Origin of the sequence: Altibacter sp., from assembly GCF_019913785.1 — a bacterium.
Taxonomy (GTDB): Bacteria; Bacteroidota; Bacteroidia; order Flavobacteriales; family Flavobacteriaceae; genus Altibacter.
The window spans coordinates 1-18,876 of record NZ_JAIOHK010000028.1; the positions used below are offsets into that span (position 1 = coordinate 1).

Annotated in this window: 14 protein-coding genes; 10 read left to right on the top strand and 4 right to left on the bottom strand. The window is 38.8% G+C overall.

All coding sequences use genetic code 11. From position 1 onward, the window contains the following. The first annotated feature begins 157 nt into the window (after nt 1–157). From K8F54_RS03900 to K8F54_RS03925, 7 genes are all read left to right on the top strand, one after another. Nucleotides 158–955: a M90 family metallopeptidase gene (locus tag K8F54_RS03900; RefSeq protein ID WP_290787298.1), complete on the top strand. Its 798-nt coding sequence runs from the start codon at nt 158–160 to the stop codon at nt 953–955. 49 nt (nt 956–1,004) lie between these two features. After that, on the top strand, nt 1,005–1,313 hold the full coding sequence (locus K8F54_RS13935) for a DUF6660 family protein (protein WP_363299216.1): 309 nt from the start codon (nt 1,005–1,007) through the stop codon (nt 1,311–1,313). A 118-nt stretch (nt 1,314–1,431) separates the two neighbouring features. Continuing rightward, a complete protein-coding gene (locus tag K8F54_RS03905) occupies nt 1,432–5,847 on the top strand; it encodes a CusA/CzcA family heavy metal efflux RND transporter (protein WP_290787300.1) in 4,416 nt (1,471 codons plus the stop codon). Between the two features lie 65 nt (nt 5,848–5,912). After that, entirely contained in the window at nt 5,913–7,061 is a 1,149-nt protein-coding gene (locus K8F54_RS03910) for an efflux RND transporter periplasmic adaptor subunit (protein WP_290787303.1), read from the top strand. Nucleotides 7,062–7,168: 107 nt separating this feature from the next. Continuing rightward, nucleotides 7,169–7,504, top strand: a complete 336-nt coding sequence (locus K8F54_RS03915) for a P-II family nitrogen regulator (RefSeq protein WP_290787306.1) — start codon at nt 7,169–7,171, stop codon at nt 7,502–7,504. 3 nt (nt 7,505–7,507) lie between these two features. Further along, on the top strand, nt 7,508–7,924 hold the full coding sequence (locus K8F54_RS03920; RefSeq protein ID WP_290787309.1) for a transcriptional repressor: 417 nt from the start codon (nt 7,508–7,510) through the stop codon (nt 7,922–7,924). A gap of 41 nt (nt 7,925–7,965) precedes the next feature. Beyond that, nucleotides 7,966–9,924 (top strand): heavy metal translocating P-type ATPase, encoded by a 1,959-nt coding sequence (locus K8F54_RS03925; RefSeq protein WP_290787312.1) that lies wholly within the window; start codon nt 7,966–7,968, stop codon nt 9,922–9,924. A gap of 69 nt (nt 9,925–9,993) precedes the next feature. On the opposite strand, the gene K8F54_RS03930 is transcribed toward K8F54_RS03925, so the two are convergent. Beyond that, the gene (locus tag K8F54_RS03930; RefSeq protein WP_290787315.1) at nt 9,994–11,208 is read right to left on the bottom strand and encodes a site-specific integrase; all 1,215 of its coding nucleotides are present in this window, start codon (nt 11,206–11,208) and stop codon (nt 9,994–9,996) included. A 406-nt stretch (nt 11,209–11,614) separates the two neighbouring features. Then, nucleotides 11,615–12,037, bottom strand: a complete 423-nt coding sequence (locus K8F54_RS03935) for a hypothetical protein (protein WP_290787318.1) — start codon at nt 12,035–12,037, stop codon at nt 11,615–11,617. A gap of 237 nt (nt 12,038–12,274) precedes the next feature. Between K8F54_RS03935 and K8F54_RS03940 the strand changes: the two genes are divergently transcribed. From K8F54_RS03940 to K8F54_RS03950, 3 genes are read left to right on the top strand one after another with little or no spacing between them, the layout of a single operon-like run. Beyond that, nucleotides 12,275–13,708 (top strand): aminotransferase class V-fold PLP-dependent enzyme, encoded by a 1,434-nt coding sequence (locus K8F54_RS03940; RefSeq protein WP_290787321.1) that lies wholly within the window; start codon nt 12,275–12,277, stop codon nt 13,706–13,708. A 5-nt stretch (nt 13,709–13,713) separates the two neighbouring features. Next, nucleotides 13,714–14,952 (top strand): NAD(P)/FAD-dependent oxidoreductase, encoded by a 1,239-nt coding sequence (locus tag K8F54_RS03945; protein ID WP_290787324.1) that lies wholly within the window; start codon nt 13,714–13,716, stop codon nt 14,950–14,952. Beyond that, nucleotides 14,949–15,476 carry a DUF1697 domain-containing protein gene (locus K8F54_RS03950; RefSeq protein ID WP_290787327.1) on the top strand — a complete coding sequence of 176 codons (528 nt, stop codon included), beginning with the start codon at nt 14,949–14,951 and terminating at the stop codon, nt 15,474–15,476. The genes K8F54_RS03945 and K8F54_RS03950 overlap by 4 nt, the downstream gene beginning before the upstream one ends. Before the next feature lie 58 nt (nt 15,477–15,534). On the opposite strand, the gene K8F54_RS03955 is transcribed toward K8F54_RS03950, so the two are convergent. Together K8F54_RS03955 and K8F54_RS03960 are read right to left on the bottom strand one after the other, a co-directional pair. After that, nucleotides 15,535–17,124 (bottom strand): T9SS type A sorting domain-containing protein, encoded by a 1,590-nt coding sequence (locus tag K8F54_RS03955; RefSeq protein ID WP_290787330.1) that lies wholly within the window; start codon nt 17,122–17,124, stop codon nt 15,535–15,537. Between the two features lie 69 nt (nt 17,125–17,193). Next, a complete protein-coding gene (locus K8F54_RS03960; RefSeq protein ID WP_290787333.1) occupies nt 17,194–18,810 on the bottom strand; it encodes a tail fiber domain-containing protein in 1,617 nt (538 codons plus the stop codon). Nucleotides 18,811–18,876 lie beyond the last annotated feature (66 nt).

Consider the following 18,876-nt stretch of genomic DNA (forward strand, 5'->3'; position numbering starts at 1 on the left):
CAAGCAAGAAGGTGTAGAAAGTTGGGAAGTAGATACCACCAATCCAGATAAAATTTTAACCATTGAAAGCGATGGCGCTACCGAAGAAGATGTAAAGGCTACATTGCAAAAAGTAGGCTTTAAAGCGGAAGCCGTAGATTAATATTCTCGTTTTAATATGGTCTATATTTTAATTTTGGTTGTGATTCTTCTGTTTGCTATTCATTTTTATCAAAAAGCGAAGCGGCATAGCGTGAAGCCATTTCCAGAGCATTGGCACAAATTAATAATGGAGAATGTTCTTTATTATGAAAATCTTTCTAAAGGCAGGCAACTTGTTTTTCAACAAAAAATGATGCAATTCTTAAGTGAGGTGTATATTGATGGTGTGCAGTTTGAATTGGAAGAATTGGACAAAATTTTAGTTGCGGCAAGTGCAGTTATTCCTGTTTTTGGCTTTAAAGAATGGCATTACACTAATTTAAGTGGCATTCTATTGTATCCAGATAATTTTAATGAAGATATGCAATTTAGCAGTAAGGATAACTCACGCAATATTGGTGGTATCGTTGGGAATGGACGTTTTGAGAAGCAAATGATTTTATCCAAAAAAGCATTGTATCACGGTTTTAAAAACACAACCGATAAAAGCAATACTGGCATACACGAATTCGTACATTTAATTGATAAGTTGGATGATAGAACAGATGGTGTGCCAGAACGATTATTAGAGCATCAATATGCAATACCTTGGCTGAATTTAATACATAAGGAGATGGAAGCGATTAATGATAACCATTCCGACATTCGTAAATATGGTGGTACAAACCAAGCAGAATTCTTTGCGGTAGCTTCAGAGTATTTTTTTGAGCGTCCAGACTTGCTTAAAAAGAAACATCCAGAACTTTATAGAATGTTGGTTAAATGTTTCAATCAGAATTTGAGTTCTAGTGCTTCAATTAATAAAATAATGTGATATTATTTTTTGCAACCCAGTTGCATAAAAATTCAGCTATATTTGCAATGTGAAATTCTTGGTAGTTATATTATCCTTTTACTTTTTGGCACTTAATGTTGTGCCTTGTAGCGATGCAGAAAAGATTAATGACGATTCCCAAGTTGTTACGGTAACCGATTTTGATGGTGACCACGACCAAGACTGCGAATTATGTTCGCCATTTTGTCAATGTCATTGCTGCCACGTCCATACGTTAGATTTTGGGATAGCTTCATTCAATCCATTTCAGGATACGATTTTAAAAGAGAACTTCAGCCATTTCGATAGCCTTGGCAAAGATATTCGCCATTCTCTTCTTCAGCCCCCAAAGGTTTAATTCAGTTTTTAATAGGGATAGTTATATCCCATTGTGATGTTTTTCAAAAAACATTGCTTCAATTTTAGTTTACGCTTTTGCGTGAATTCATCATTTCAACTGAATTAATACTTTTTCTATGATTAACAAAATCATTTCATTTTCCATTAATAATAAATTTATTATTGGGCTGTTTATAGTGACACTTGTTGGCACGGGCATTTATTCTATGGCCACTATAAATTTGGGTTCTGTACCCGATATTACCAATAATCAAGTACAAGTTATTACCGTTGCCCCAAATTTAGGTACGGAAGATATTGAGCAATTTGTAACCTACCCAGTAGAATTGGCAATGGCAAACCTTCCTGACGTTATCGAACTGCGTTCCGTTTCTCGTTTTGGTCTTTCTGTAGTTACCATAGTCTTTAAGGACGAGGCAGGCACTTATCTTCCCCGGCAATTGGTACAAGAGAAATTAACCGAAGTTGCAGGAGAAATCCCCGAAGGTTTTGGTACGCCATTTATGGCGCCAATTACCACAGGACTGGGCGAAATCTACCAGTACACCTTAAAATTAAAAGAAGGCTACGAAGATAAATACGATGCAATGGAGCTTCGTACCATACAGGATTGGATTGTAAAACGCCAAATGGCATTAGTCCCAGGAGTGGTCGAGGTCAATGCTTTTGGAGGCTATGTAAAGCAGTACGAAGTTGCCATAAACCCTGATAAACTAAAAAGTTTTGGCATTACAATGAATCAGGTCTTTGAGGCCCTTAAAGTCAACAATGCCAACACGGGCGGTGCTTATATCGAAAAAAACCATCAAGCCAATTTCATTCGAGGTGAAGGTTTGGCTCGTAGCATTGAAGATTTGGAAAACACCGTTGTAACCACACAAAACGGAAGCCCTGTTTTAGTGCGGGATGTCGCTGAAAAAGTGGGCTACGGGAATCAAGTGCGCTATGGTGCGTTTACCCAAGACGGACACGAAACTGTTGGTGGACAAATTTTAATGCTGAAAGGCGAAAGCCCTGGCAACGTGGTAGAAAATGTGGAGAAGCGTATTGTAGAAATTCAAAAATCCCTACCCGAAGGTGTTTACATAGATACGTTTTTAAGTAGAAGTGAACTTATTGGAAGAACCACAAGCACCGTTGAAAAGAATCTTATTGAAGGGTCGCTCATCGTTATTTTTGTTTTGGTCTTGCTTTTGGGAAGTTTCCGTGGCGGATTGATAACCGCTTCGGTAATTCCGCTATCATTACTCTTTGCGTTTATCTTGATGAAACAATTTGGTGTGTGGGCAAACTTAATGTCCTTGGGAGCAATCGATTTTGGTATCATCGTGGATGGTGCAGTAATCATTGTGGAAGGAATGGTATTTCACATTCACCAACGGATGAAAAAATCCAACGCTGTGATAGGTCAGGCCGAAATGGATGAAATCGCCTACGACTCGGCAAGCACGATGATGAATTCGGCATTTTTCGGACAATTGATTATCCTTATTGTCTTTACGCCAATTCTCTTTTTAACTGGTATTGAGGGAAAAATGTTCCGTCCAATGGCTTTTACCTTTGGGTTTGCAGTTTTGGGAGCGATTATCCTTTGTCTTACGTATGTACCAATGATTTCCTCAATGTTCTTAAAACCTGCTAAAAATCAGAATAGTTGGTTTGCAAAATTTGAAAACAGGATTGACAGGTTCAGTGATAAAATAATGTCAGGGTTGAACAGGGCGTATGTGCCCTTGCTCAATTTCGCACTTCGCTTTAGGGCTGGTGTGGTTATAGGCGCGGTTGCCTTGCTTTTGATTGCAGGATTTATTTTCAGCAATATGGGTGGCGAATTCATACCTAAATTTGATGAGGGAGATATTGCATTTCAGGCCTTGATAAAACCAGGGAGTAGTCTTACAGAATCTATCGAAGCCTCAAAAAAGCTTCAAAATTTAATCAATGAATTTCCTGAAGTAAAAACAGTGGTTTCAAGGATTGGTGTGGCTGAAATACCAACAGACCCAATGCCAATGGACATTGCCGATAGCTATATAATTCTTGAAAAGGATAAGAGCAAATGGACTTCCGCAGATAGCAAAGAAGAACTCATAGAAAAAATACAGGAAAAAATTTCAGTTGTTCCCGGTGTGAATTTCGTGTTTACGCAACCTGTGGAACTTCGTTTTAACGAATTGCTTACTGGTGTTCGAGAGGACGTGGCCATTAAATTATATGGAGAAGATTTGGGCGTGTTAGCAGATAAGGTACAGGAAATCGCAGCGGTCATCAGAAGCGTTCCCGGAGCGGCCGACCTCAATGTGGAAGCTACAAGCGGTTTACCACAAATGACTGTGGAATACAATCGTGCAAAAATGGCACAGTACGGTGTGACCGTTGATAAGCTGAATGATTATGTAAGTGCCGCCTTTTCAGGAGAAGCGGCAGGTGTGATTTTTGAGGGCGAAAAACGCTTTGATGTGGTCATTCGTTTGGCGAAGGACTTTAGACAGGACATCAACAGTCTTAAGAATTTGTATATCGATTTGCCAAACGGAGCGCAAGTGCCTTTAAAGGAAGTGGCGGACATCAGTTACAAACCCGGACCAATGCAGATTTCAAGGGACAATACCTCGCGTCGTATTTCGGTAGGAGTCAATGTTCGTGGGCGAGATGTAAAATCGATGGTCGAGGAAATTCAGCAAAAACTGGAAACGGAAGTGAAACTGCCACCGGGTTATTTTGTAACCTACGGAGGTTCGTTTGAGAACCTGCAACGTGCTTCAGACCGATTGATGATTGTAGTGCCTATTGCACTTTTCCTAATATTCATATTGCTCTACTTTGCCTTGAGCTCGTTTTCACAGTCGGTAATGATTTATATGGCAGTGCCTTTGGCAGCCATTGGTGGCGTGTTTGCCCTTTGGATAAGAGGAATGCCTTTTAGCATTTCAGCTGGGGTTGGTTTTATCGTGCTCTTTGGAGTAGCGGTTTTAAACGGATTGGTACTGATAAACAAATTCAATGAACTAAAAGAAAGTGGAATGACAGACTTAAAAAAACGCATATACGAGGCAACACACGAACGGTTGCGACCAATTTTGCTAACCGCAACGGCGGCCATTATGGGCTTTATGCCAATGGCGATTTCTACCTCTGGCGGTGCCGAAGTGCAGCGGCCATTGGCAACGGTGGTTATTGGTGGATTGATAACAGCAACATTTTTAACGCTTGTGGTCGTTCCTGTATTATATTTTTGGCTCGAATCGAGAAAGGAACGAAACAATACTGATGGCGATGTTAGCTATGTCAATAAATCAACCAATATTGTAACCGTATTATTGATGGTTGGTGGTTTGATGGCTTCTGGAACTGCTTTTGCCCAAGACACCAATCAAGATGGCATAATTCCAAAAACCTTGACAGTCGATGAGGCCATTGCTTTGGCAAAACAGAATTATCCCTCGCTTAAGGAAAGTCAGGCATTTATTGAACGGGAAAAGGCACTAAAGGGAACGAGTTTTGACCTTGGTAGCACACAAGTTTTCACGGGCAAAGAAGAATATGGCAATAATCTTCCTGGAGTACAGACAACCGTTGGTGTGCAACAGGGCAATATTGATTTGCTTTCAGGGTTTTCAAAATCGAAGTTTTACAAAGAGCGTATTGCCTTGGGAGAAAAGTTTTATGTGGCCAGTGAACAACAATTGGTGCGCAATGTGATGCAAGCCTATGACCAAATTAATTATTACAAGGCACAGTTGCGTTTTGCAGAACAGCTGGATAGTGTTTATATTAATTTTAGGGAGGCTGCTGAATTGCGTTATGAAACAGGGGAAACCGGGAAATTGGAATTTATTGCAGCATCTTCGGAATATCAGCAAATACAAGTATTAAAACAACAAGCCTATGATGATATTGAAATTGCCAAACGTGCTTTAAAACAGTATTTGGGAACGGATGAAAGCATTGAAACGGTGAACGATTTTTACGAGCCATTGGATTTTATGGCAACTTTGGATTCAACCTCTGTAGCAAACAACCCAATATTGCAATATGCGTTGCAGAACGCCGAAGTAAGTAAAGCAAATGTGGGTGTTGAAAAATCGCAATTCCTACCGAAATTCAGTTTATCGTTTGGAAGGCAAGTAGTGGATGATGTTTCTGGATTCAATACCTATCAGGCAGGTATTAGTATTCCGTTGTGGTTTTTTCCGCAGAAATCGAGGATAAAGGCAGCCAAGGCAGATGCAATGGTCGCAGAAAACCAATATTTGGAACAAAAGGCAACCACCGAAAGCCAGGTGTCGCAATTGTTCAAATCCCTTGAAAAAACACGGAAAATATTGCAGTATTATGAAGAAGGTGCATTGCTTTTGGCGGAAGAACAGATAACAACCGCAGAACTGGCATCTAAAGAGGGCGAAATAGATTACGTCAACTATATTACCATTCTAAATAGCGCCATCCGCATTAAACAGACCCAATTACAATATATCAACCAATACAACCAACAGGCTATCGAGGTACAATACCAATTGGGCAATCTATAATATTAAATAAAAGAAAAATGAAACATATATCTATAATCAGTATAGCATTAGTAACTTTTTTGTTGATGAGCTGCAATAATAAAGGAGATTCAGGTTTGGAACATAATGAGAAAAATACAGAACTCGGCGAAGAAATCCACGAAGAAGGTGTTGTTGAACTTACAAAAGAACAAGCTGAAACCATTGGTCTTGAAATGAATACTTTGGAAAAAAAGAGTTTGGGCAATACCATAAAGGTTACTGGTCAATTGGAACTGTTTCCGCAAGACAGGGCAAACATAAGCCCTTTTGTGGGTGGAAATGTGCGCTCCATAAAGGTCATTGAAGGCGATAAGGTAAACAAAGGTCAAGTATTAGCATATTTGGAACATCCCGATATTATAACGATGCAACAGGAATATCAAGAAAAGAATGATGAGTTGGTATTTTTAAAACAGGATTTTGAGCGTAAACAAACATTGTACGATAAAGGAGTGTCTTCGGGAAAAGAATTTCAAATGGCACAATCCAAATTTCGTTCCACCACTTCTTCGGTAAACGGACTTCGTTCTAAATTGAGATTGTTGGGCATAAACACAGACCAAGTCCTACAAGGGCAGATTTACTCCGCAGTTCCTATCACAACCCCAATAAGTGGCTATGTGGATGAAGTAATGATAAGTCTCGGAGATTATGTAGCACCCCAGACCAAAATGTTCACGGTAAGTGATAATTCAGAAATACACGTAGATTTTAAAGTGTATGAAAAGGATATCCGAAAAGTAAAAGTAGGACAGGAAATTTATTTTACGGTAGCAGCCAAACCAGACGAGCTTTTAAAGGCCAAAATCCACGCCATTGGTAAAACCTTTGAAACCGACCCAAAAGCATTGCACGTACACGCAGACGTGCATAACGAAGACAAAGAATTGCTTCCCGGAATGTATGTGGAAGGAAGAATAGTCCAAGACCAAAAAATGGCATTTGCAGTACCCGAAGATGCCATCATCAAGGAAGGTGAGCAATCCTTTATTTTTATTTTGGATGAAGATGAAGAAATGGAAGCGGACAAAATGAAATTTAAAATGATACCCGTAACAGTTGGTATTAATGATTTAGGCTTTGTTGAAGTCAATCTTCCTGCCGAAGTTTCAAAGGATGCCAAAGTGGTCATTAAAGGAGCTTATATTTTGTCATCAGAAAGAATAAAAGGAGAATTGGGAGACCACGATTAATTCAATAATAATAAATGGTTTTGATTCCGAGTTTGTTTTATCGTCTTAATTAGTTAGTTAAAAATAAGAAAACAAGCTCGGTTCAAAATCGATTAAAGATTTATAATATGAAAGAAATAAAAGCATTTATAAAACCAAACAGAATCCAAAAAATAATCGATGCTCTTACAGATAATGGTTTTAAAAGTATGACCCTATCACAATCAGAAGGAACAGGAGCATTTAAAACTAAAGGCGCAAGACCATCCTTGGACTTTCACGTAACGGACAGTCCTGTGGTTAAACTGGAGTTGGTCTGCCAAAATGAAGAAGCCCAATATGCCATTGAGTTAATTATAAAAAACGGCACAACAGAAGAACCTGGAGACGGAATTATTTACGTGTCAAGTGTTGAAGATGCGTTTCAGATTAAAACTGGTAAATCCTTAAAACGTAGCGATTAAAGTATGAAAGAAATAGAAGAAACATTGGAAAGCAAAGGAATACGCCCTACCGCGATGCGCATTTTAATTTATAAGTATATGGTTGAAAAGGAAATTGCCTTAGCACTTACAGATATTGAAAACGCATTTATCAAGTCCGATAGGACAACTTTGTATAGAACCCTAAAAACTTTTGAAGAAAATGGTATTGTTCATCAAATAGACGATGGAACAGGTACTGCAAAATACGCCATATGCGAAGAGCATTGCAATTGTGAATTGGAACAAGACCTACATTTACATTTTCATTGTAATAGCTGTGATGAAACAGTTTGTTTGACAGAGCATAAAATTCCGCATATAAATTTACCTGAAGGTTACAAAGCCAAAGACGCGAATTTAGTGGTAAAAGGTATTTGTGATAAATGTAGCGGTCAATAATTGCACTTCCGTTGCACCTACTTAAATAATATATTGTGTCTATGAAAAAGAAAAAATTAAATCTTCGGGATATTGATGTTGAAAAACATTCGGGCCAACACTTACACGGAGCAGGTCATAATAACAATAGCAAAAAAATAAATTTTAGAACTTATCTGCCAGCAATTTTCAGCTTTGTAATGCTGATTGTGGGAATTGCACTTGATTATTTTAATGCGTTTCCACACTTTTCGGGCTGGATTCGCATCTTGTGGTATGTGATAGCGTACATTCCTGTTGGCTTTCCTGTGATGACAGAAGGATGGAAGAGTATTAAAAACGGAGATTTCTTTACTGAATTTTTCCTAATGTCCATTGCCACCTTGGGTGCGTTCGTCATTGGTGAATATCCGGAAGGTGTCGCCGTAATGCTGTTTTATGCCGTGGGCGAATTGTTCCAAAATGCGGCAGTAAAAAAAGCCAAAAGAAACATTAAAGCTCTTCTTGATGTAAGGCCTAATGAGGCTTTGGTATATCGTGAAAACAATTACATTTCAGTAAATCCCGAAATGGTAGAAATTGGTGAAAAAGTACAAGTGCGAGTTGGCGAAAAAATTCCTTTGGACGGTACTTTGCTTTCTAAAAAAGGCTCGTTCAATACAGCAGCCTTAACAGGCGAAAGCAAACCAGATACCATAGCAAAGGGCGAAAAAGTATTTGCGGGAAGTATTAATCTGGACGGTGTTATTGAAATTGAAACCACCAAAAAATTTAAGGATAGTTCCATTGCAAGAATTCTTGATATGGTGGAAAATGCTACCGCAAGGAAATCAAAGACTGAATTGTTCATCAGAAAGTTTGCACGAATTTATACACCTATTGTTGTATTTCTTGCCATAGGTCTGACTTTTCTGCCCTATTTTTTTGTTGATGATTACGTGTTTCGTGATTGGTTGTACAGAGCATTAATTTTCTTAGTTATTTCCTGTCCCTGTGCGTTGGTTATATCAATTCCATTAGGATATTTCGGTGGATTGGGAGCAGCTTCAAAAAATGGGATTCTATTTAAGGGTGCTTCATTTTTAGATGAAATGACCAAAGTTAATACGGTTGTTATGGATAAAACCGGAACTGTGACCAAAGGTGTCTTTAAAATCAAGGAAATAAAGTCAATTGATTGGGGAGAAACCGATTTTATGAAATATCTGATGGCGATGGAAGAACAATCCACCCATCCCATTGCCAAGGCAATTATGGAATACAAAGACAAAGGCGAAGATTTTCAAGCAAGTAATGTTTCCGAAGTTGCAGGAAAAGGACTGAAAGGAACGGTAAATGGTAAAGCCGTTTTGGTGGGAAATAAGGCATTGATGATTTCAAATAATATTGAAGTTCCTTCTGAAACCGACACAATTGTGGAATCAATTGTAATGGTTTCCATTGAAGGCAAATTCGCTGGTTATGTAATCATTGCTGATGAATTGAAGGATGATGCCCACGAAGCCATCAAACAAATTCGTGATTCTGGTATTTCAAAAATCATAATGCTTTCGGGCGATAAGGATTCCATTACGCAACAAGTCGCCAAAGAAATGGGTATACATACCGCAAAAGGTGGCTTACTTCCAGAGGATAAATTAGAAGAAGTTGAAAAACTGATGTCTGAAACCGACAACAAAGTGGCGTTTATTGGCGATGGAATCAACGATGCCCCAGTATTGGCAGCAAGTGATGTTGGTATTGCAATGGGGGGCTTAGGTAGTGATGTCGCCATAGAAACCGCTGATGTCATTATTCAAACGGACCAACCGAGCAAAATTGCAAGAGCTATTAAAATTGGTCGTTCCACTCGCAGTATCGTTTGGCAAAACATAGGTTTAGCTTTTGGTGTAAAAGCTGTGGTTTTAATTTTAGGTGCAGGTGGTCTGGCAACAATGTGGGAAGCGGTTTTTGCAGATGTGGGTGTGGCACTTTTGGCTATTTTCAATGCGGTACGTTTACAGAAAATGACGTGGAAGTGAGCCGCAACCTAATTCTGCTGTAGTATTGACTAAAATCAATTTAATAACTCTTTCAAAAAAATTGAATTCTTAAAAATTCACAACGCTGTCCAAAGCATCATCAGCTTCTTTATGAATAAAATTAGCTTGATAATTAAGAGTTGTCTTTAAATCACTGTGACGGTATAGTTTTTGAAGCATCAATGGATGTATAGAATCACCAGCGATATTACCAAAAGTATGCCTTGCAATGTGCATAGTAACCTTCTTATCTATTTTTGCCTTTTTCGCAATGGATTTTAGGTTGTCATTGAATTTTTTGGTGGCTGTCTTTCTTTTGTTATAGATGTCTTTTGCATCATCAAGATTCGCTTTTTTTAATTCTGGGAAGACAAAATCCGTTGCATATCTCTTATCATCTCTGTAATAATCCAAAATCTTTAAAACTTTATCGGGAATTTTCAAGGATAGTAACTTTGAGTTTTTGTTCATTCTATAATGCAATCTGTCGTCATATATGTCTGACCACTTTATCCATAGCACATCAGTAACTCGCATTCCTGCAAAATTGAAGCTGAAAAGCCAAACGTTTCTTGTGTGCATTTCGGCTAACGTTAAATTATCAAGAGCCTCTATAGCTCTTACTTCAATAATATTCAACCCAATTTTATTTGTTTCCGGAAATTTAATTTTAATCTTATCACCACCAAAAGGGTACAATTCCCTACTAACAATTTTAAGCTTTATTGCCCTATTGAACAATAAGCGGATAAATACCAGTATATTCATTATTGACGTTTCGGCTAGAGAATGTTCAACTTTTAGATATATCATCAATTTCTTCAGGAAACGCTCGTCGATTTCCTGAAAAGAAAGTTGTTTGGATTTATTGAATTTTAAGATATAACTTACCAAAGCACTATCTGTGGATAGGCGGTTTAATTTTTCAGCAGCTTTCAATTCATCGAGATGTTCTTGGGCAAGTTCAAAAAAGGTAGAAGTATTACCCAATGCGTATAGCTCTTTTTTGATTTGGTTTGCAGAAGCATCTTTGTGTTCTGATTGCAAATCAATAAGTGCTTTATTGGCATCAGAAAGTTCTTGTGACAACAACTTGTTTAAACTGTCCGCGTTTTGATTTGATTTTTTTACTCGAATGTTTTTTTCGTCCCAATCCTCTAAGTCGATATAATGACCGACATATTGATATGTTGAGCGACGATTTTTTGTGATACGAATAGCTAGTGGATATAGACCTTTACTGTTAGGTTTTTTGCGTAGTACTATTTTTGCATTTGATGACATAATTGACCTGTTTTGAGTACGAAAGTCAAATCAGGTACAACATAGGTACAACATTGTATTTTGAGCTCATTTTTTGTTGTACACTTTCGATAAAGGTACGAATTTATTGGGCTTTTTAGGTACAACATAGGTACAACAAATGCTGAAATCAATTGATATTAGATGATATCAAAGAAAATGATGTTTTTTATAATCAATTGAAAATGAATGACTTTGGTGTTGTTTGGGCAAATGTACGCTAGACTTAGGATCTAGTGCTTCACGGCGTGGGAGTTCGAGTCTCCCCGCCCGCACGAAGAAAAAGCTTCTCGGAAACGAGAGGCTTTTTTTATACGTCAGATCGCGTCAAGCAAAAAGCTTCGGTGAAAACCGAAGCTTTCTTCAATATTAATCGAATCTAAAATCTCTATTTAGTACTCGTTGTTTTACCGTACACCAGTCCGGCCAAAAGACCCATAATTCCGAAGAATACTAAGGTCAGTACAAAATTAATAAGTGTCCCTTGTAAATCGAGAATGTTTGCGGTGGCAAAATCGATAAGACCTTCGCCAAGACCTGCCAATAAAGCAATCCAGAAGCCTAATGCAAAACCGCTTCCAGCGCTATAACTATTTAAACCAAATCTCCCATAGATAGTTGAAAAGGCAAAGGCCTGAATTAGACAGCCTGCGAAAATATAGACTAAATCTGGTATTTCTCTCATAAGTCCATCGGTAAGAATATGGTCTGCAAAAAGATTTTCAGCAAGGATACCCCATAGGAGATATCCACCACCAAAACCCCAAATGGTGAGGACAATGGTACTAATAATGTTCGCTTTTGTAAACATAGTTAAAGTTTTATTTATTCGTAGTCAGCAAGTTACGTAATTAACTAATATGTATTTGTAGAAAAAATCGCACAATAAAAATAATTTCTACTAGCTAACACTCACATAAAATAGTTGTAAGACAAATGGTATAGGAGGAATCTTTCTTGTTCAATAGTTGCACTTATTTTTACAAGCGCACGTTCGCTATGGTGTAATAAAGCCGTAATTTTGCAGTCTTAGCATTAACAAATACCTATGTTGAAAATCGATACCACGCAAAAATTAGAACTTACCAAAGCCGAAATGAAGGAGTACGGCTATAAGGTGGTAGATGCCATTGTTTCACATTTTGATACACAAAACCAAAAACTACCGGTTGCTGCGGCATCCAGACAAGAAATGGATCAACTTTTTTTAGAAGATGTTCCGGAAAAGTCAACCGATGCTCATAAGGTGTTGGATTTTGTTTTAGAAAATGTAATGACGCAAAGTAATATAGTGACACATCCAAAATCCTTTTCCTTCGTCCCCGGGCCCAGTAACTACATCAGTGCGATGGCCGATTCATTGGCCTCGGGATTCAATATATTTTCCGGTGGTTGGGCAGGTTCGCCGGCAGCGGCCGAAATGGAGATCGTTACCATGAACTGGCTTCTCAAAATGTATGGTTTTCCGGTAAAAAAAGGAGGAGGGATCTTTACCAGTGGGGGCTCTATGGCCAATCTTACAGCTATTATCACCGCTCGTAAGGTGAAATGTGGTGATGATTTTTCAAAGGCGGTGATATACCTTTCCGACCAAGCGCATTCTTCGAATATAAAAGCCATCCGAGTTGCAGGATTTAGAAAGGAACAGATTAGGATTATTCCAACCGATTCTGAGTTTAAATTTTCACTCAACAAGCTTAAAAATGCTATTGCAAAGGACAGTCTGGAAGGCCTTCAGCCATTTTGCCTTATTGCAACCGCCGGGACTACAAATACAGGAACAGTCGATCAACTTTCGGAATTGGCAGCGATTTGTAAAAAAGAAAAAATTTGGTATCATATAGACGGTGCCTATGGGGCTGCTGCGATCCTGGCCAACAATGGTAAACAGTTGTTAAAAGGAATAGAAAAGGCCGACTCTATCACGGTCGACCCACATAAATGGTTTTATCAACCCTATGAGATTGGTTGTCTTTTGGTGCGCAATCACAGGTGGTTAAAGGGCACATTTACCGAGAAGCCGGAATATCTGAGGGATATCGAAGGTAATACTTCGGAAATTAATTTTTACGATCACGGTATCGAACTCACACGAAGATTTAGAGCCTTAAAATTTTATATGTCAATTAAGACGTTTGGTTTGAAAGCCTTCAGAAAAGCAATTACCTACAATATCAAACTGGCCGAAGAAACCGAATCTTTTTTACGTAAGAGTAGCAATTGGGAGGTGATTTCTCCGGCGACTCTGGCCGTTATTAATTTTAGATATAACCCCATAGGGAATGCGCTCTCTGAAAAAAAACTGGATGCACTCAATCAATATATTTCGGCTCAGGTTGTTAGCTCTCAAAAAGCCTTGTTGGTAACCACGGTGTTAAACAAACAAGTTGTGCTGCGTATGTGTTTGATCAACCCAAGAACCACTATGCAAGATGTAAAAGAAACCATCACACTTTGTGAATCTTTTGCGGGCGATAAATAGTAGGTTTGAGCGAAACAGCAGACATATTGGTCATAGGGGGTGGAGCAGCCGGTTTTTTTTCGGCCATAAATATTGTTGAAAAAAATTCAAAACTAAAGGTTAAAATTCTCGAACGTGGAAGTGAAGTCCTTACCAAAGTAAAGGTGTCGGGTGGTGGCAGGTGCAATGTAACCCATGCCGAATTTTCCCCCAAGGAACTATCTCAAAATTACCCGAGAGGTGAAAAGGAATTGTTAGGCCCCTTTCATAGTTTTATGACCGGAGATACCATCGAATGGTTTGCGCAGCGAGGCGTGGCCCTTAAAATTGAAGCAGACGGCAGGATGTTTCCCGAGACCGACTCGTCTCAAACGATCATTGATTGTTTTATTTCTGAAACCAAGCGTTTAGGAATTGAGGTATTAAAAAATCATTCGGTAAAACGTATAGAAAAGGAAGGGAATCGCTGGAATATAACAACTTCGGAAGGAAATTTCATTTCTGAAAAATTAGTCGTTGCAACAGGGAGTAACCCCAAGGTGTGGAAGTTGCTTGAAAACTTAGGACATTCGGTTGTAACTCCGGTTCCTTCTCTGTTTACGTTTAATATCGAAGATGAGCGAATTAAAAATTTACCCGGAGTGGCGACCGAAGCATCGGTAGCGGTGTTAGACGAAAACGGGAAGAGCATATTGCAAAGTGAAGGGCCTTTGTTAATTACCCATTGGGGCATGAGCGGTCCGGCTATTTTAAAATTATCGGCCTGGGGAGCGAGACTATTGCACCCAACCCACTATCATTTTACCATAAAGGTAAATTGGTTAACCACTGTTTCCGAAGCAGAAGTTTCGGATTTATTAAAGAACAGCAAGGCCGAACACAACAAAAAACAGCTAGCCAAATACCCTCAATATAACCTTCCGAAGCGTTTGTGGCAGAGTTTGGTAGCGGCTTCGGGAATACCTGAAACACTTTCATGGGCAGAACTTACAAAAATTCAGTTGCAACAATTGGCAACCCAACTAACCGCAGGAATCTATGTGGTAAATGGGAAAAGCACCTTTAAAGAGGAATTCGTTACAGCAGGAGGAGTCAATTTAAAAGAAGTGAATTTTAAAACCTTTGAAAGCAAAGTGCATAAAAATCTTTATTTTGCCGGAGAGGTATTAAACATCGATGCCATTACCGGAGGGTTTAACTTTCAGAATGCCTGGACCGGCGGATTTATGGTGGCACAGGCTATTGCGACTACAGAACACCTATGAAAAAGTACATCGCTTTATTAAGAGGAATTAACGTTGGTGGACATAAAAAAATTCTTATGGCCGACCTAAAGTTGTTGTTTGAATCCCTGGGTTTTTCCGAAGTCCAGACCTATATCCAGAGCGGAAATGTGGTCTTTACTTCTAAAGAAGAAAACAATTTAGAGAATAAAATAACTGAAGCGATTGATTCGAAATATGGCTTTTTTGTGCCTATTTTGGTTAAAAAAGCATCAGAAATGGCTAAAATCTTATCAAAATGTCCATTTTCTGAAGAAAAACGAGAAAAAAGCTATTTTATACTTTTGAAAGCGAGTCCCTCTAAGAAGGACATTGAATTAACAACCCATTTTTCGCATATAAATGAAGAATTTTATATCCTAGAAGACTGTATTTATATATATTATCGAGAAGGTGCCGGGAAGGCTAAGATGGGTAATAATTTCTTTGAGAAGAAACTAAAAGTAATCGGTACCGCACGTAACTATAGAACGATGGTAAAATTATTAGAAATGGTTTCCAACTAAAAAGCCCCTGTTATAGAGGCTTTTTAAAGATCAATTTATTCCCCACAATAATCAATCTTTATTCTTTTAGCACCTTGATGGTAGCCGTTTTGCCTTCAGCCGTTGTAATTTTTATAAAATACAAACCGACCTCCGAAGAAATGTTCAAATTTAATTGATCGGTATTTTCAAAATATTCTGAATGAACAACCTGGCCTAGGATATTGGAAACAGTTAATTTTATTTCAGAAAAAGATGCACCCAATGCTACTGTCAAGCTTCCTTGCGTTGGATTGGGGTATGCAAGTACAGTCGCTTCAAGCTCATTTGAGACTACCCCTAAGATGTCGGGACCGGTTTTAAATACCCAGTAATCATCCAGTCCTTCACTGTTATCTCCTTTATCTCCCGAAATATTGGAATCTGAAGAACAGGCCATTACAAAATCACCACTCGGCAAAGGGATGATGTAAGAGCCGGATTCGTCGTTAGCCCCTCCTATAGAATTTTGAGAAATTGGTGTACCCGATGCATTTAGTTTAACCAACCAGTAATCGTAACCTCCGTTTGAAGCCTCTGTTTTATCGCCGGACACATTACTGTTGCTCCAGCCTGCTACCATAATAGTATTATCGGTAAGCTCTTTAATATCTCGCGGATAGTCGATCCCGCTTCCGCCAATGGTATTTTGCCAAACAAGATCGCCACCGGCATTCAGTTTTAAAATCCAATAGTCGTAATCACCTTGTGAATTCTCTGTTTTATCTCCAGAAATGTTGGATTTTGAATAGCCCCCTATTATATAACCTCCATCTGAGGCTTGAACAATATCTCTCAGTACATCACTGTCGTTTCCACCAATGGTATTTTGCCATAAAATATTTCCGCTGGTGTCGAGTTTTACAATCCAATTATCATTTCCTCCCTGTGAATTTTCGGTTTTGTCTCCTGAAATATTCGAATTTGAGAAGCCTGCGATAATATAGTTTCCGTCAGCACTTTGAAAGGCCGCTTGTGGTCTTTCCACTAAACTTCCTCCGATGCTATTTTGCCATACAATGGATCCGGTGCTGTCTAATTTCAACACCCAAAAATCTCGCTGACCATTGGATGGATCGGTTTTGTCACCATTTACATCACTGTCTGAATATCCCCCAACGATATAGCCGCCATCTGATGTCTGACTTACATAGGTGTCAAATTCGGGCATGTTGCCGCCATAAGTATGTTGCCAAACAATATCACCGGACGCATTTAGTTTCAATATCCAATAATCCAATCCACCTCTTGAATTTTCGGTTTTGTCTCCGGAAATATTAGAATCTGATCCGGCCCCTACAATATAACCACCGTCTGCAGTCTGTTCGATAGTAAGAAGATAATCATCGCCGCTTCCACCGATGGTATTCTGCCAGCTAATGGCTCCAGAACCATCAATTTTTACGATCCAAATATCCAGGGCACCATTAGAATCTTCAGTCTTGTCACCGGAAGTGTTGGACGAAGAATACCCTCCAATTATATACCCACCGTCCGATGTAGGTTCAAAGGCAGTGATAAAATCACCATCGCTTCCGCCAATTGTATTTTGCCAATCGATGGCAGGATCTTGGGCTTGGGTATAAGTCAGTGCTATTATAAACATAAGTAAGGTAATTGCATTTTTCATAATTTGGTTTTTTAGTGGTTATATAAAAACATCGAGGATATTATACTTTATCATCATGCTTAATAAAAATCATTGTTCATCCTTAATAAGAGCCTCCATACGATCAAGACGGGCTTCCAGAAGCGTAATTTGTTCTTTTTGACTTTCTATAATCTCCTGTTGCTCCTGGACTGCTTTCACAAGGGGTACTACAAATTCAGCATAACGTAAACCATAATGAGATTTTGGATTCTTAGGTTTGTCAACACCATGAAAATCGTAGCCAACCAATTCTGCCGCTTTTTCGACTTCCTGCGCTATAAATCCACTCTGAATTTCAATCGCTTTAAGCCTTTCAGCATCTTTTAATCTCAGTGAATCTGGCGTTTTATTGAATTGTGCAATAGCATCCAAATCCAGATTATAGCTTACCGGACGAAGCTTTAAAATAAAATCCAATCCTATTACATTTTCCTTTACATTATTTTTAAACCGACCATCTGAAACATTGGACCAATTTGAGTAACCACCAATTGTAGAAACTGATGCATTTCCCAATCGAATTGTATTACTGGCTCCTGGTTCTGCATCATAACCCAATGCGGTAGAATTGCTAAATGTATTCCCAGTACTAAAAGCTGTATAGCCTATTGCTGTATTGTTAATTCCTGTGGAATTGTAATACTGCGCTTGATTGCCTATCGCAATGTTGTTATTTCCTGTGGAATTGTTAAAAAGGGATTGATTGCCTATTGCTGTATTGTTATTTCCTGTGGAATTGGCAAAAAGCGCTTGATAGCCACTTGCCGTATTCAGAAATCCTGTTGTGTTAGCATAAAGCGATTCTACACCACTTACTGTATTTCTATTACCTGTTGTATTATTGTCAAGCACATCATGCCCAATTGCCGTATTACCATACCCTGTTGTGTTGTCATAAAGCGCGTAACTTCCAATTGCTGTATTTCTACTCCCAGTTGTGTTGTAAATAAGCGTACTATAGCCTATTGCTGTATTTGTATCCCCTGTTGTATTGTAAGCAAGCGATGAATGACCATAGGCGGTATTTCTATGCCCTGTTGTGTTAGTATAAAGTGAGAAAGTTCCAATTGCCGAATTAAAAAATCCTGTTGTGTTGTCATAAAGTGATAAATAACCGATTGCCGTATTATAATCTCCCGTAGTATTACTATAAAGCGATTGATAGCCACTTGCTGTATTGTAATCTCCGGTGGTATTACTATATAGCGATTGATAGCCAATGGCCATGTTATTATTCCCTGTGGTATTGCTATAAAGTGAGTTATAGCCCACCCCCACATTTTGGTTATTGCTACTGTCATCATATAAGCCTGCATCGATACCTAAAAAGACAGAAGAGCCGTCTTGTGTACCGTCACTATCAGATTTGCCATCGGTTAAGTCATCTATTTTTTCTACTCCAGCAGAAACTGTATTGAGCGATGCCCAGACGGATCCATCGTAAAACCAGAATCCGGTTGTATTATTAGTTTGGTATACCAAAAGACCGGTTGCCGGTGAGGCAATGGCGGTGCGTTGCGCTTCGGTCATTCTGGGAACAAGTATTCCGGCATTGGTACTCACAATGTCTAAGACCGCAGAGGCGTCCGGATTGGTGGTATTGATCCCCACTTGGGCAATAATAATTTGAGAGATTAGTCCAATGAGTAAAAGTGCTTTTTTCATATTAAAAAATTTAAAAAGCGGCAGTAGGTGTGTCCTGTGTTTTTTGGTGCAAAAAAAGGCGTTTGA

Excerpts from the sequence above, each read along its gene's own strand:
- K8F54_RS03915 (WP_290787306.1), top strand. The coding sequence starts at position 7,169 with ATGAAAGAAATAAAAGCATTTATAAAACCAAACAGAATCCAAAAAATA.
- K8F54_RS03900 (WP_290787298.1), top strand. The coding sequence starts at position 158 with ATGGTCTATATTTTAATTTTGGTTGTGATTCTTCTGTTTGCTATTCAT.
- K8F54_RS03920 (WP_290787309.1), top strand. The coding sequence starts at position 7,508 with ATGAAAGAAATAGAAGAAACATTGGAAAGCAAAGGAATACGCCCTACC.
- K8F54_RS03960 (WP_290787333.1), bottom strand. The coding sequence starts at position 18,810 with ATGAAAAAAGCACTTTTACTCATTGGACTAATCTCTCAAATTATTATT.
- K8F54_RS03955 (WP_290787330.1), bottom strand. The coding sequence starts at position 17,124 with ATGAAAAATGCAATTACCTTACTTATGTTTATAATAGCACTGACTTAT.
- K8F54_RS03930 (WP_290787315.1), bottom strand. The coding sequence starts at position 11,208 with ATGTCATCAAATGCAAAAATAGTACTACGCAAAAAACCTAACAGTAAA.
- K8F54_RS03905 (WP_290787300.1), top strand. The coding sequence starts at position 1,432 with ATGATTAACAAAATCATTTCATTTTCCATTAATAATAAATTTATTATT.
- K8F54_RS03910 (WP_290787303.1), top strand. The coding sequence starts at position 5,913 with ATGAGCTGCAATAATAAAGGAGATTCAGGTTTGGAACATAATGAGAAA.
- K8F54_RS03950 (WP_290787327.1), top strand. The coding sequence starts at position 14,949 with ATGAAAAAGTACATCGCTTTATTAAGAGGAATTAACGTTGGTGGACAT.
- K8F54_RS03940 (WP_290787321.1), top strand. The coding sequence starts at position 12,275 with ATGTTGAAAATCGATACCACGCAAAAATTAGAACTTACCAAAGCCGAA.
- K8F54_RS03925 (WP_290787312.1), top strand. The coding sequence starts at position 7,966 with ATGAAAAAGAAAAAATTAAATCTTCGGGATATTGATGTTGAAAAACAT.
- K8F54_RS03935 (WP_290787318.1), bottom strand. The coding sequence starts at position 12,037 with ATGTTTACAAAAGCGAACATTATTAGTACCATTGTCCTCACCATTTGG.